Source organism: Neorhizobium alkalisoli (assembly GCF_002968635.1).
Taxonomy (GTDB): domain Bacteria; phylum Pseudomonadota; class Alphaproteobacteria; order Rhizobiales; family Rhizobiaceae; genus Neorhizobium; species Neorhizobium alkalisoli.
On sequence record NZ_PVBN01000004.1, the window covers coordinates 50,645 to 64,101 of the forward strand.

Sequence of the window (13,457 nt, forward strand, 5' to 3'; positions counted from 1 at the left end):
TTGCAAGGATTTTGTGCAATGCACGAGAATAATGCAAGGCGGATTCCGAGGTTGTCGTTGTTCCGGTGATGGAGACGAAACGCGCCGGGAAAACCGTCAGTCGAGCGTCCGGCGGAAACGGCGCACGGCAATCAGCATGGCGAGCATCATCAGGCCGGCGAGGACGCCCGTATCATAGGCGAGCGTGGCGATGTCGGCGCCCTTCAGCATGATCGCGCGAACGATGCGTATGTAGTGGGTCAGCGGCAGCGCCTCGCCGATCCATTGCGCCCAGCCCGGCATGCCGGCGAACGGGAACATGAAGCCCGAGAGCAGGATATTCGGCAGGAAGAACATCATCGCCATCTGAATGGCCTGGAGCTGGTTGGTCGCCAGGGTCGAAAAGGTGTAGCCGATCGACAGGTTGGCGATGACGAAGAGCGCCGTCGCTAAGGCGAGCGACGGCAGGTCGCCGAGAATCGGGACCCGGAAGACCAGGATGCCCGCCGAAATGATGATCAGGGCCTGGATGAGGCCTATCAGGACATAAGGCGTGATCTTGCCGAACATGATTTCGAGCGGCCTGATCGGCATGGACAGCAGGTTTTCCATCGTGCCGCGCTCCATCTCGCGGGTGACGGAAAGAGCGGTGAAGATCAGAAGCGTCATCGTCAGGATCGTGCCGAGGAGGCCGGGCACGATGTTGAGGGTCGACGAACCCGCCGGGTTGTAGCGGCGGTGCTGCACGATCGAGAAGGCGGGCTTCGAGGGTTCCGAAAACTCGATCTGCCGATCGTTGGCGAGTGCCGACGTAACGATGCCGCTCAGTGCGCCGAGCGCCGAACTGGATGCGACCGGATCGGTGGCATCGGCGGCGACGAGAAGGGCGGGGGTCTCGCCTCGCCTTACCGCTCGTTCGAAACCTTCCGGTATCTCGACCACGAAAAGCGCCCGGCCCGATTTCAGCAGCGAGTCCATATCCTCGGAGCGGGTGATGACGGACTGGACCTCGAAGAAGTCGGTGTTCTTCAGGGCGGCGAGGATCGAACGGCCGACATCGCTGTTTTCCCGCATCAGGACGGCGGTCGGCAGGTCGTGCGGCGTCGTGTTGATCGCGAAACCGAATAGCAGGAGCTGCATGACCGGGATCATGATCATGGTGGCGAGCGTCACCCGATCGCGGGTCATCTGGATGAATTCCTTGACGGTCATCGCCCAGAAGCGCTTGAAGAAACCTCCATTGCCGTTGAGTTCCGGATCGTAGGGCGCCGTCATCGGAAATTGTCCTCTGAGCGGCCCATCAGGTCGATGAAGGCATCCTCCAGCGTCGCCTCGCCCTTTTCCCATTTGAAACCGGAGCGATCACGATAGGGCGCGATCGCCTGTTCGAGCGCAGATTCGTCATGTCCCGCCACATGCAGGCTCAACCCGAACGGGGCGATCATGTCGATGCCCGGCTGCTTCGAGAGTTCGGCCTGGAGGTGGTGGACATCGGGTCCGGAGACGGTCCAGGTGACGAGGCCGGTGCCTTCGATAACCTCGTCGACGGTCCCCTGCACCAACAGCTTGCCGTATGCGATATAGGCAATCTCGTGACAGCGCTCCGCCTCGTCCATGTAATGGGTGGAAACCAGCACCGAGAGGCCGTCTGCGGCGAGCGCATGGATCTCGTTCCAGAAATCGCGGCGCGCCTGCGGATCGACGCCTGCGGTCGGTTCGTCGAGGAGGAGAAGTGCGGGCTCCGGCAGGATGCAGGCGCCGAGCGCCAGCCGCTGTTTCCAGCCGCCGGAGAGTTCGCCCGCGAGCTGCTTTTCGCGACCTTTCAGGCCGAGCCGCTCGATCGCGGCCTTCGCCTTGCCGCGTGCATCGGAAAGCCCATAGACGCGAGCGACGAATTCCAGGTTCTCGCGGATCGAAAGATCCTGATAGAGCGAGAATTTCTGCGTCATATAGCCGACGCGCCGGCGGATGCGGTCGCTCTCGGTCAGGATATCGAAGCCGAGGCAGGTGCCGTCGCCGCTGTCTGGCGTCAACAGGCCGCAGAGCATGCGGATGGTAGTGGTCTTGCCGGAGCCGTTGGGTCCGAGAAAGCCGTGGATGCGGCCCTTCTTCACCGACATCGAGACATCGTCGACCACCTTACGGCCGCCGAAGCTCTTGGTCAGGTGATGGACGTCGATTACCGTTTCGGGAGCTTTATCGGTTGCGGGCACGGTGCTCATGGCCGAGCTCCCGCGGCGACATCGACGGGCTGGCCGGGGCGCAAGGACGTGGGCGCCACCGGGATCGCTTCGATGCGGAAGACGAGCTTTGCACGCTCTTCCAGACTGTAGATCTCCGGCGGCGTGAACTCGGCGGTTTTGGCGATGAAGCTGATCTTCGCATCCTGCGGCTCACAGGCGTTGCAGGAGACGCGGATCTGCTGGCCGGGGGAAAAATGGGCGATCTCGGTTTCCGGGGCGAAGAAGCGGATGCGGATATTTTCAGGTGGCAGGAGAGCGACGACCGGCCGGCCGGCGGGCACGACTTCTCCGACGCGGTAGTAGACGGTCTCGACGCTTCCGGCGGCGGGTGCGGCGACCGATCGGCGGGCGAGGGCCGCTTCCGCCGAGGCGAGGTCGGCCTCGGCCGCCGCAACGGCTTCCTTCGCCTGGCGGAGGTTCTGCTCGCGGGCGGGAAGATTGGCGAGCGTGATCTGGCTGCGGACGCTGTCGAGGGCTGCGCGATTGGCGGTTTCGGTGGCGATTGCGACGTCGAGGCTGGCCTGGGTGGCGGTGCCGCGCGTGGCGAGCGAGCGGGTGCGGCCGAGCTCCTGCTCGGAAAGCGCAAGCCGCGCTATCGCTTCCCGTTCGGAGGCGCGCAGCACATCGATCTCTTCCGGGCGTTTCTGCGCCGCTTCGGCAAGTTCCAGCTCAGCTTGGCTGCGGGCAAGGGCCGCGCGGGCGGCGGCAACCGCGGCCTCTTCGCTTGCCGATTCGAGCTTGAAGAGCGGCGCGCCGGCGGTGATCGCCCGGCCTTCCTCCGCGGTGAGCCTTTCAAGTCGGGCGGTGCCTTCCGCGCCGATGAAGAGCGTATCGGCTTCCACCCAGCCCTGGTAGGGCCGCGGGCTCCTGTCCGCGAAGAGGAAAGGCAGGGCGGCGAGCGCGATACCGGCGAGCAGCGCGATGACGAATATCCGTTTCATTGCGCGCCTCCTTCCGGGAGGTCCGCAGCCGGCACGAAGAGCGTGTCGAGAAAGGTGTCGAAGAGCTTTTGCGTGTCGAGATGCTCGTAGGGTTCGAAAAGCGTCGTCCAGACGATCGAGAGCAGGGCCGGCGCCATGACGATCTGCGGCGTCTCGGCAATCCGGGGGTTACGCAGATCACCGTGGGCGGCCGCCCGGCCGAGCAGGATGCGCAGCACGCCGAGCCCCCGGGAGATGATTTCCCGATGATAGAATTCGGCAACGGCCGGAAACATCGGTCCCTCCGCCAGCACCAGCCGCAACAGATGCCGGCGGTCCGTTTCCAGAACCTCCCGCCTGAAGAGGGAGTAGAACATCGAGACGGCAAAGCGCGGCGTAACGCTTTCGTTCGCGACGAGCTCCCCCATTTGGCCGAGGATGGGTGAGGCGACACCCGATACCAGCTCGGTAAACAGCGCGTCCTTGTCCGGAAAATGCAGATAGACGGTGCCTTTGGCGATGCCGGCGCGGGCGGCGACATCCTCCATTCGGGTGGCGGCAAACCCCCGCTCGGCAAAACAGGCAAAGGCGGCGTTCAGGATTTCGGCCCGGCGTTGCTGGGGATCCCGCTTTTCTCTTCGTTTTTCGACCATCGGCTTATTCTACATATGACTGACTGGTCGGTCATTATCACCATTTGGAGGATTTTGCAAACAAAAGTCATTAGGGTGGTGGTAGGGGTGGGTGCAGTATAATGAAGCGGAGGGCGAGTTTTTATTAGTGAAGGCGTTCGAGGGCGAGAGACGGGAGAATGGTTGAAATTCCGGAGGCGAGGCCTCAGACCTACGAGCTGGCGTTCAGCGACCAGCTTCGGATGATGATCGGCGCCTTCTGGGGAGCACCGGTCCGCAATCGGGTGCTGGTCCTGACGGTGGCGCTTTTGATCATCATCTTTTCCACGACATACGCACAATACCGTCTCAACGAATGGAACGGGCCTTTCTACGATGCGCTCGAGCGGCGCGACATGCCGGAATTCCTCAACCAGCTCGTCGTGTTCGCCGTCCTCGCCTTCAGCCTGACGCTGCTCAACGTCATCCAGGCATGGCTCAACCAGATGACGGCAATGCGGATGCGGGAGGGGCTGGCCCGCGACCTGGCGAATGTCTGGCTCGTGCCGGGGCGGGCGCTGAAGCTCGCGAGCGCCGGCGCGATCGCCGCCAATCCCGACCAGCGCCTGCACGAGGATACCCGCATCCTTGCCGAAAACACCACAAACCTGGCAATCGGGCTCGTCAATTCCACCATCCTGCTGGCAAGCTTCATCGGCGTGCTTTGGGCCATTTCGTCCGATTTCGTGTTCCACTTCGGCGATAGAAGGATCTCGATCCCCGGCTACATGGTCTGGGCAACCGTACTCTACGCGGTGATCGGCTCGATGCTCAGCAATGTTGTCGGCGCCCGGTTGCCGAGGCTCAATGCGGACCGTTACGCCCGTGAAGCGGACCTGCGCGCCGTGCTGATGCGCACGAACGAAAACATGAAGCCGATCACGCTTGCCCGCGGTGAAAACAGCGAGCTCCGCCGGGTCCACCTGGCGATCGGCAACGTGCTGGAAATGCTTCGCAAGGTTGCCTGGGCGCTTACCAACCTTACCTGGGTCTCGGCTGGCTTCGGATGGCTGGCGCTGGTCGCGCCGATCATCATCGCCTCGCCGATGTATTTCTCCGGCGGGCTGACCTTCGGCGGCTTGATGATGGCCGTCGGCGCCTTCAACCAGGTCAACCTGGCGCTCAGATGGTATGTCAACAATTTCGGCGTCATCGCCGACTGGAAGGCGACGCTGGCTCGCGTCTCCTCGTTCCGCAACGCGCTGCTTGCGATGGACACGCCGGCGGTGGAAGGTGAACTGCTCACCTATCGCGAGCAATCCGATGCGCAGGGCATCCGCCTGTGCGACGTCATGGTCTACGGCGACCCCAATCGTGGCCAGGCAGGGCACGGCATCCGTCTCAGGGAAGGCGAATGCTTGATCCGGGCTGGCGAGAGGGTGATGATCAACGGCGATCCGGGCGCCGACCGGCATCTCTTCTTCCAGTCGCTGGCGGGCATCTGGCCGTGGGGACGCGGCGAGATCGACCTGCCACCGAGGGACGGCATGATCTTCCTGCCTCAGGACGGCTACCTGCCGACAGCGACCCTGAAGGAGGCGATGACCTATCCGACCGGGCTGCCGGAGGGTAGCGACGAGGCGCTGGCCGAGGCATTGGAAAAGGTCGGGCTGCACCGGCTCGTGGACCGGCTGGACGACGTGGAGCGGTGGGACAGGGTTCTAGACAAGGACGAGGAAGCGCTTCTTTCGATTGCCAATGCCGTGCTGCGCAAGCCGGAATGGCTGATCATGGACGACGTTCTGGAAGGGCTCGAGCCGGAAACGCGGGAGCGCATGCTCGACGTGCTCGCCGGTCTCGACACCTCGACCCTGGTCTATATCGGCCGCGCGGAGGATTATCTCGACAAGTTCTCGCCGACGATTTTCCATCTGTCGCCATTGAATCAGAACGGCAACGGCTCTCACAAGGTGGCCGAGGCCAAGGAAGAGGCATGACATGACCCGCCATCCGGGAACGAACAGGACGGCGCAGTGCGTTGTCTGCGGCCGAGCCTTTCCGTTGCCGAAGCTGCGCAAGATCGGCCAGCTCAGGCCGGGTCTCCATGAAATGATTGCCGCCGAAGTTGCCGATTGCGGGGCCGAAAGCCTGATCTGCGACGAAGATCTCGCCCACTATCGCCGCCGCTACGTCGAGAAGCTGCTCGCAGAGGAGCGCGGAGAGCTTTCCGAACTCGACAGACAGGTGCTCGACAGTTTCGAGAAGGGCGTTTCCACGGTGCAGAGCAGCGCTGCCAGCGTGCTCGACCGCAATCCCACCTTCGGCGAGCGGACAGCCGACCGGGTTGCCTCGTTCGGCGGCTCCTGGACGTTCATCCTGTTCTTCATGGGCGTGCTTTTCGCCTGGATGGCGCTCAACGTCTCCGGCCTTTTCGCCGTGCCCTTCGACCCCTATCCCTTCATCCTGCTGAACCTCGTGCTTTCCTGCCTTGCCGCGCTGCAGGCGCCGGTGATCATGATGAGCCAGCGGCGCCAGGAGGAGAAGGACAGGCGGCGCGCCGAGAACGACTACATGATCAATCTGCGCGCCGAACTCGAAATCCGCCAGCTCCACGAGAAGATCGATCACCAGATGGCGCATCAGTGGGAGCGGTTAGCCGAATTGCAGCAGATCCAGATCGACCTTCTGGAGCGGCGGGGCGATACGCAGCGGGGGTAGTTTTTCTGACGACCGGCGACGATTCATCAGGTCGGCGTGCACTGGATGCGGTTGGCGTTCGGCCGACGCAGGTTGAAGAGGTTACCGGCAAGGATCAGGGCTGCACCGAGCGCCGTCAGACCGTCGACAGCCTCGGTATAGAGCAGATATCCCAGCAAGGCGGACAGCGGCACCCGCAGATAGTCCATCGGCATGACCGTCATCGCGTCGCCATGGGATAGAGCCTTGGCCATGCAATAATGGGCAAATGTGCCTGAAAACGCGATGACGAAGATCCAGGGCCATATTTCTGCGGATGGCCAGACCCAGACCCTGAGTGCCGGTACGAGCCCGACCACCGACTGGATGATCAGCATCCAGAAAATGATCTTCGTCGCACTGTCGGTACGGGTCAGGAGCTTCGTCATGATGAAGGATATGGCGAAGACGAAGGCGGCTCCAAGCACGACCAGATGACCGGGGTTGAGAGGTGCCGCCCCCGGCCGGACGATCAGCACGACGCCCACGACACCAAACAGGATCGCCACACCCTTGCGCCATGTCAGCCGCTCGCCGAGAAACGCGGCAGCCATCAGGGCTGCCCAGATCGGGGCGGTAAACTCGATGGCGATGACCTGCGCCATCGGGATCAGCGTGAGGCCCATCAGCCATGCGAACTGGCCCACATAGTGGGCGACGTTGCGGCCGATATGGCTTGGCAGGATGGACGTTCGCATCGCGCCGATACCGCCCTCGCGAAAGACAAACGGCAGGATCATGAAAAACGCGATCACGGAGCGCATCTCCATGACCTGGAAGACATCGAGCTCCCGCGTGATGGCACGGCCCGAAACGGCCATCAGCAGAAGCAGGGCGATCGACGCCATCATCCAGGCCGCGGCCTTCATGTTGGATTGACTATTGTTCACTTGGGTCTCCTCTGGACGCAGAACGGAGGCGATGAAACCTATCGCCACATGCCCCGCATGCGGGCAGTCACGTCGATGCGCACCTGATGGCGGGCCTGGCGTTCCGCTTCGGTCATGGGGGCGACGACCGGCCAGGCGGCGGTTTCGAAGAATTGCAGCAGCGTTGCCGGAATGAAGCGGGTGCGGGCGGCATAGACGTGCTTGTCGCCCTGCGACGCCTGGCCGTGGACGAAGAAACGTTGCGGGGTGATGAGGTGCAGGTGGTCCTTCGCACGCGTCATCGCGACGTAGAGCAGGCGGCGTTCCTCCTCGATCTCGGCGGTCGAGCCGACGCCGAGATCGGAGGGAATACAGCCGTCGACGCAGTTGAGCAGGAAGACTGAACGCCATTCCTGGCCCTTGGAGGAATGGATGGTCGAGAGGATCAGGTAATCCTCGTCAAGCAGCGGCGTTCCGGCTTCGGCGCTTGTCGCATCCGGCGGATCGAGCGTCAGTTCGGTCAGGAAACGTTCGCGGGAATTATAGCCGGAAGCGATCTGTTCGAGCTGCAAGAGGTCGGCTTTTCTGGTCTCCGCATCCTCGTGGATGCGGGCGAGATGCGGCTCGTACCATTGGCGGGCAAGGCCGATCTCGGCGGGCCAGCCGGGGCCGCTTTTGCGAAGCGCGGCGAGCATGTCGACGAAGGCCGGCCAGTCCTCACCCGAACGCGGAGGGGCGGGGATTTCCTGCAATGCGGCGAGCGGTTCGGGATCGGTGGCGATGGCATCGAGGATCTTGCCGGCCGTCTGCGGGCCGATGCCCGGAATGAGCTGCATCAGCCGGAAACCGGCGACGCGGTCGCGCGGGTTCTGGGCAAAGCGCAGCGCGGCCAGCATGTCCTTCACATGGGCGCTGTCGAGGAACTTCAGGCCGCCGAACTTCACGAAGGGGATGTTGCGGCGGGTGAGCTCAACTTCGAGCGGCCCGGAATGGTGCGAGGCGCGGAAGAGCACGGCCTGCTGCTTCAGCGTCATTCCGGTTTCGCGGTTTTCGAGGATCTTTTCGACGATGTAATTCGCCTGCTCGGTCTCGTCCTTGACGGCGACGAGGCGCGGGCGCTCCTCGGACTGACGCTCGGTCCAGAGGTTCTTGGTGAAGCGCTCGCGGGCGAGATCAATGACGCCGTTGGCGGCGGCGAGGATGGTGTTGGTTGAACGGTAGTTGCGGTCGAGGGTGACGATATTGGCCGGCGGATCGAACGTGTTCGGGAAATCGAGAATGTTGCGGATCGTCGCGGCGCGGAAGGAATAGATCGACTGCGCGTCGTCTCCGACGACGGTCAGGCCGCGGCCGCCGGGCTTCATCGCCATCAGGACCGAGGATTGCAGGCGGTTGGTGTCCTGGTATTCGTCGACCAGAACGTGGTCGAAGCGGCTGCCGATATCCTCGGCGATCGCCGGCTCGCTCATCATCTGCGCCCAATAGAGCAGAAGGTCATCGTAATCGAGGACGTTCTGGGCCTGCTTGGCTTCCACATAGGTCGCGAAAAGTTCGCGGAGCTGCTTTTCCCAGTTCTGGCACCAGGGGAAATGGTGTTTCAGCGCTTCGTCCAGCGTCGTTTCGGAATTGACGGCGCGTGAATAGATGGCGAGGCAGGTGCCTTTGGTCGGGAAGCGGCTCTCCGTCTTCGAGAAGCCGAGTTCGTGGCGGACGAGGTTCATCAGGTCGGCGGAATCTTCCCGGTCGTGGATGGTGAAATCCGGATCGAGGCCGATCTCACCGGCATGCAGGCGAAGCAGGCGGGCGCCGATGCCGTGGAAGGTGCCGGCCCAGGCGAGCGCATCGGTCATGATGCCGGAATTCTTGCCCAGCACCTGCGCACAGATGCGTTCGACGCGGCGGGCCATTTCGGATGCTGCGCGGCGGGAAAAGGTCATCAGGAGGATGCGGCGCGGGTCGGCGCCGGAGACGATCAGATGCGCGACGCGATGGGCGAGCGTGTTGGTCTTGCCCGAGCCTGCTCCGGCAATCACCAGAAGCGGGCCTGCCGGCCCGCCGTTCGGTACGTCCGAACCGTGCTCGACCGCGCGCCTTTGTGCATCGTTCAATTTTTCCAGATAGGCGACCGACATTCCGTTCCTGATTGGCCGTTCCTGATTGGGCCCGTTCCCGATGTGTTCGAATTAGCTCTAGCTGATTCGTCTGGCTTCGCCTTCCTTTACTCTCCAGTCTCTCCGCATTCGGGCCTTCACGCATTTGGGAATGCGCCTTAACTTGACCCCAGTTCTCCCGTTTCGATATGACGGCTTACCCGAGTTCCTGCGTGGAGGCGATGTTGAGCACTGTATTTACCCCATCTGCGGGCGCCGCTGCGCTTGGCCTTTCCATCCTCGCAGGCTCTGTGCCGGCTTCGGCACAGGTGGCCGACAGCATCACCATCTACAACGCCCAGCACGAAGGGCTGACGAAGGAGTGGGTCGAGGCCTTTACGGAAGAGACCGGCATCGTCGTGACGGTGCGCAACGGTTCGGATCTCGAATTCGCCAACCAGATCGTCCAGGAAGGCGCGAACTCGCCGGCCGACGTGCTCCTCACCGAAAACTCCCCCGCCATGGCGCTGGTCGACGGCAAGGGCCTGTTCGAGCAGGTCGATCAGGCGACGCTCGATCAGGTGCCGGAAGGGTTCCGGCCGGGCAATGGCCACTGGGTCGGGATTGCGGCGCGCTCCACCGTGTTTGCCTACGACAGGACGAAGCTCTCGGAAGACAAGCTGCCGAAGTCTATGCTCGACCTTGCCAAACCGGAATGGAAGGGCCGCTGGGCGGCATCGCCCTCCGGCGCCGATTTCCAGGCGATCGTCGGCGCGCTGCTGCAGCTGAAGGGTGAGCAGGCGACCGGCGAATGGCTGAAGGGCATGAAGGAGAATTTCACCGCCTATCGGGGCAATTCCACCGCCATGAAGGCCGTCAATGCGGGCCAGACCGAGGGCGCGCTGATCTATCACTATTACTATTTCGGCGATCAGGCGAAGACAGGCGAGAACTCGAAGAACGTCGCGCTGCATTACTTCAAGAACCAGGATCCGGGCGCCTTCGTGTCCATCTCCGGCGGCGGCGTGCTTGCGTCTTCCAAACACAAGGGGCAGGCGCAGGCCTTCCTGAAATGGGTAACCGGCAAGGGCGGCCAGACCGTGCTGCGCGACGGCACGTCCTTCGAATATGCCGTCGGCAAGGGTGAGGCTTCCAACAAGGCGCTCGTGCCGCTTGCCGACCTGCAGGCGCCCAAGGTCGAGCCCTCGGCGCTCAACAATGCCAAGGTCACCGATCTTATGACCGCAGCGGGCCTGCTCTGACGGGTAAAAGGATTGCACGGAGACATCGCGGCTCGTAGCTGCGATGTCTCGTTTTCTTCGGACAAACAATGACCTCCATCGCAGACACCAGGATAACCGCAGCGCCACGGCGCCGCCTGCAGGCGGCAGCATCCTGGACGCTGACGATTGCGTTTGCGCTGGCGATGCTGGCGCTGTTGCCGCTTGGTTTCGTCCTCTGGGCCACGGTCGAGACCGGCTGGGCAACGGCTTTCCAGCTGATCTTCCGGGCCCGGGTGGGCGACCTGATGGTCAATACGATCCTGCTCGTCGCCTTCACCGTTCCGATCTGCACCGTGCTTGCCGTTTCGCTCGCCTGGCTGACGGAGCGGACCGACCTGCCGGGCGCAAGGCTCTGGTCGTGGCTTTCGGTGGCGCCACTCGCCGTGCCGGCCTTCGTGCATTCATATGCGTGGATCGGCATGTGGCCCAGCCTCAACGGCCTGTTTGCCGGGGTCGTCATTTCCGTGGTCGCCTATTTCCCGTTTCTCTACCTGCCAGTCTCGGCGGCCTTCCGGCTGCTCGATCCGGCGCTGGAGGATCAGGCGGCGTCGCTGGGGCTCGCGCCCCCTGCGGTCTTCCGGCGCGTGGTGCTGCCCCAGCTTCGCCTGGCGCTCTGTGGCGGCGCGCTGCTGATCGGCCTGCATCTGCTTTCCGAATACGGGCTCTACGCGATGATCCGGTTCGATACCTTCACGACGGCGATCATCGATCAGTTCCAGTCGACCTATAACGGTGTGGCAGCGCATATGCTGGCGCTGGTGCTGGTGGCCTGCTGTTTCGTGCTGCTCGGCCTGGAGGCGGGCCTCAGAGGCCGGAGCCGTTATGCCCGGCTCGGGTCTGGTGCCGCGCGGCGGCCGAAGATCACGAGGCTCGGCAAGTGGACATATCCCTGCCTGCTGCTGCCGATCGCCACTGCCGGATTTTCTCTCGGCATCCCCACGCTCACCATCGGCCGCTGGCTTGTTGCCGGCGGCGCGGGCGTCTGGCGGGTGGACGAGGTCGGGCTTTCGCTTTTCCAGACGCTCCTGATCTGCCTGGTCGGCGGGATCGCGACAACAGCCGCCGCGGTGCCGATCGCCTGGCTTTCGGTGCGCCGGCCGACACGGGGAAGCCGCTTCCTCGAAGGCTGCTATTATCTCGCAAGCTCGATGCCGGGCGTCGTGGTGGCACTGGCGCTCGTCACCGTCACCGTACGCGTCATGCTGCCGCTCTACCAGACGGTGGCGACGATCGTGCTCGCCTATATGGTGATGTTCCTGCCGCGCGCGCTCGTCAGCCTGCGCGCCAGCATCGCCCAGGTGCCGGTGGAACTCGAACAGGCGGCCGCGAGCCTTGGCCGTTCGCCGGGCAATGCGCTGTGGTCGACCACCGTAAGGCTCGCCGCACCCGGTGCGGCTGCCGGTGTCGCGCTCGCCTCGCTCGGCATCATGAACGAGCTGACCGCCACCCAGATGCTGGCGCCGAACGGCACCCGCACGCTTGCCATGGCCTTCTTTGCGCTGACCGGCGAGATCGACTATGCGGGGGCCGCACCCTATGCGCTTTTGATGATCCTCTTCTCCATGCCCCTGACATGGCTCCTTCACTACCAATCGAAAAAGATCGCCGGCCGATGACGCTGCTTCAACTGACCTCGCTTAGCAAACGGTACGGCGCGGTCGCGGCGCTCGACGGCGTCAATCTTTCCGTCGCCGCCGGCAGCCGCACAGCAATCGTCGGCCCTTCCGGTTGCGGCAAGACCACGCTGTTGAGGCTCGTCGCCGGTTTCGACGAGCCGGATGGCGGCACGATCGCCTTTGACGGCGAGACGCTGGCGGACGCCTCAGGGCAGGTGCCGGCACATAAGCGCGGCATCGGCATCGTGGCCCAGGACGGCTGTCTTTTTCCGCATCTCACCATCGCGCAGAATATCGGCTTCGGCATGGAGGCTGAGAGGTCGGTGAAGGAAGCGAAGGCGGCCGAGCTGATGGACATGGTAGGTCTCGACCGCGCCATGCTTTCCCGCAAGCCCGACCAGCTTTCCGGCGGCCAGCAGCAGCGCGTTGCGCTTGCACGTGCGCTTGCCAGAAGCCCCAGGCTGATGCTGCTCGACGAGCCGTTCTCGGCGCTCGACACGGGGCTTCGCACCGCGACCCGGAAGGCGGTGACCGAGGTGCTGACGGCCGCCGGCATTACGACGCTGCTCGTGACCCACGACCAGGCGGAGGCGCTTGCCTTCGCCGATCAGGTGGCTGTGATGCGGGCCGGAAGGTTCGCGCAGGTGGGAAGCCCCCGGGAGGTCTATTCGCGGCCCGTGGATCCCATCACAGCGGCTTTCCTCGGCGAGGCGATCGTGCTGCCGGCGACGATCGCCGGCGGGCGGGCGGAGAGCCCGCTCGGGCTCCTGCCGGTCGATGACGCCTCCCGTCAAGGCAGGGCGGAAATCATGCTCCGGCCGGAGCAGATTTCGGTTTTTCAAACGGGCGAGGGGACCTCCGGCACGATTACCGAAATCAACTTCTGCGGTCCGACGACGGATGTCCGGATCGCGCTCGGCGGCGAAGGCGCCTTCTCCTTTCGGCTAGACATGCCGAGCCGCGAGACATTTCTACCCGGCGACCGGGTGAGGATCGGCGTGACGGGCACGGCCCATGTTTTCCGTTAAGTTTATTCTTTCGCATGTCGTGACCGCAAAACCGCTGCACACTTTTGCGCGACATGCTTTCGCCTGGAACCTTGGAACCTTT

General features: G+C 63.6%; 11 protein-coding genes. 5 read left to right on the forward strand and 6 right to left on the reverse strand.

Going from position 1 to position 13,457, the window contains the following annotated elements; all coding sequences use genetic code 11:
- Positions 1–96: 96 nt before the first annotated feature.
- The 4 genes from C5L13_RS10255 to C5L13_RS10270 are packed head-to-tail and all read right to left on the reverse strand — an operon-like array spanning position 97 to position 3,795.
- A complete protein-coding gene (locus C5L13_RS10255) occupies positions 97–1,254 on the reverse strand; it encodes an ABC transporter permease (protein WP_105383206.1) in 1,158 nt (385 codons plus the stop codon).
- A complete protein-coding gene (locus C5L13_RS10260; protein ID WP_105383207.1) occupies positions 1,251–2,201 on the reverse strand; it encodes an ABC transporter ATP-binding protein in 951 nt (316 codons plus the stop codon). The genes C5L13_RS10255 and C5L13_RS10260 overlap by 4 nt, the downstream gene beginning before the upstream one ends.
- The gene (locus C5L13_RS10265; RefSeq protein WP_105383208.1) at positions 2,198–3,163 is read right to left on the reverse strand and encodes an HlyD family secretion protein; all 966 of its coding nucleotides are present in this window, start codon (positions 3,161–3,163) and stop codon (positions 2,198–2,200) included. Before C5L13_RS10265 ends, C5L13_RS10260 begins: the two co-directional genes overlap by 4 nt.
- On the reverse strand, positions 3,160–3,795 hold the full coding sequence (locus C5L13_RS10270) for a TetR/AcrR family transcriptional regulator (RefSeq protein ID WP_105383209.1): 636 nt from the start codon (positions 3,793–3,795) through the stop codon (positions 3,160–3,162). The genes C5L13_RS10265 and C5L13_RS10270 overlap by 4 nt, the downstream gene beginning before the upstream one ends.
- Positions 3,796–3,953: 158 nt before the next feature.
- On the opposite strand from C5L13_RS10270, the gene C5L13_RS10275 reads away from it, so the two are divergent.
- Both C5L13_RS10275 and C5L13_RS10280 read left to right on the forward strand, forming a co-directional pair.
- Complete coding sequence (locus C5L13_RS10275; RefSeq protein ID WP_105383210.1) at positions 3,954–5,750, forward strand: ABC transporter ATP-binding protein/permease; 1,797 nt, start codon at positions 3,954–3,956, stop codon at positions 5,748–5,750.
- 1 nt (position 5,751) lies between these two features.
- Complete coding sequence (locus C5L13_RS10280; RefSeq protein ID WP_105383211.1) at positions 5,752–6,471, forward strand: DUF1003 domain-containing protein; 720 nt, start codon at positions 5,752–5,754, stop codon at positions 6,469–6,471.
- A 26-nt stretch (positions 6,472–6,497) separates the two neighbouring features.
- On the opposite strand, the gene C5L13_RS10285 is transcribed toward C5L13_RS10280, so the two are convergent.
- Together C5L13_RS10285 and C5L13_RS10290 are read right to left on the reverse strand one after the other, a co-directional pair.
- A complete protein-coding gene (locus C5L13_RS10285; RefSeq protein ID WP_105383552.1) occupies positions 6,498–7,340 on the reverse strand; it encodes a DMT family transporter in 843 nt (280 codons plus the stop codon).
- Positions 7,341–7,417: 77 nt separating this feature from the next.
- The gene (locus C5L13_RS10290) at positions 7,418–9,490 is read right to left on the reverse strand and encodes an ATP-dependent helicase (protein WP_105383212.1); all 2,073 of its coding nucleotides are present in this window, start codon (positions 9,488–9,490) and stop codon (positions 7,418–7,420) included.
- A 200-nt stretch (positions 9,491–9,690) separates the two neighbouring features.
- Here C5L13_RS10290 and C5L13_RS10295 point away from each other — a divergent pair, with 200 nt between their 5' ends.
- From C5L13_RS10295 to C5L13_RS10305, 3 genes are all read left to right on the forward strand, one after another.
- The gene (locus C5L13_RS10295; protein ID WP_170117242.1) at positions 9,691–10,710 is read left to right on the forward strand and encodes an iron ABC transporter substrate-binding protein; all 1,020 of its coding nucleotides are present in this window, start codon (positions 9,691–9,693) and stop codon (positions 10,708–10,710) included.
- A 68-nt stretch (positions 10,711–10,778) separates the two neighbouring features.
- Positions 10,779–12,347 carry an ABC transporter permease gene (locus tag C5L13_RS10300; protein ID WP_105383213.1) on the forward strand — a complete coding sequence of 523 codons (1,569 nt, stop codon included), beginning with the start codon at positions 10,779–10,781 and terminating at the stop codon, positions 12,345–12,347.
- On the forward strand, positions 12,344–13,375 hold the full coding sequence (locus tag C5L13_RS10305; RefSeq protein ID WP_105383214.1) for an ABC transporter ATP-binding protein: 1,032 nt from the start codon (positions 12,344–12,346) through the stop codon (positions 13,373–13,375). Before C5L13_RS10300 ends, C5L13_RS10305 begins: the two co-directional genes overlap by 4 nt.
- Positions 13,376–13,457 lie beyond the last annotated feature (82 nt).

Excerpts from the sequence above, each read along its gene's own strand:
- C5L13_RS10255 (WP_105383206.1), bottom strand. The coding sequence starts at position 1,254 with ATGACGGCGCCCTACGATCCGGAACTCAACGGCAATGGAGGTTTCTTC.
- C5L13_RS10260 (WP_105383207.1), bottom strand. The coding sequence starts at position 2,201 with ATGAGCACCGTGCCCGCAACCGATAAAGCTCCCGAAACGGTAATCGAC.
- C5L13_RS10265 (WP_105383208.1), bottom strand. The coding sequence starts at position 3,163 with ATGAAACGGATATTCGTCATCGCGCTGCTCGCCGGTATCGCGCTCGCC.
- C5L13_RS10270 (WP_105383209.1), bottom strand. The coding sequence starts at position 3,795 with ATGGTCGAAAAACGAAGAGAAAAGCGGGATCCCCAGCAACGCCGGGCC.
- C5L13_RS10275 (WP_105383210.1), top strand. The coding sequence starts at position 3,954 with ATGGTTGAAATTCCGGAGGCGAGGCCTCAGACCTACGAGCTGGCGTTC.
- C5L13_RS10280 (WP_105383211.1), top strand. The coding sequence starts at position 5,752 with ATGACCCGCCATCCGGGAACGAACAGGACGGCGCAGTGCGTTGTCTGC.
- C5L13_RS10285 (WP_105383552.1), bottom strand. The coding sequence starts at position 7,340 with ATGATGGCGTCGATCGCCCTGCTTCTGCTGATGGCCGTTTCGGGCCGT.
- C5L13_RS10290 (WP_105383212.1), bottom strand. The coding sequence starts at position 9,490 with ATGTCGGTCGCCTATCTGGAAAAATTGAACGATGCACAAAGGCGCGCG.
- C5L13_RS10295 (WP_170117242.1), top strand. The coding sequence starts at position 9,691 with ATGTTGAGCACTGTATTTACCCCATCTGCGGGCGCCGCTGCGCTTGGC.
- C5L13_RS10300 (WP_105383213.1), top strand. The coding sequence starts at position 10,779 with ATGACCTCCATCGCAGACACCAGGATAACCGCAGCGCCACGGCGCCGC.
- C5L13_RS10305 (WP_105383214.1), top strand. The coding sequence starts at position 12,344 with ATGACGCTGCTTCAACTGACCTCGCTTAGCAAACGGTACGGCGCGGTC.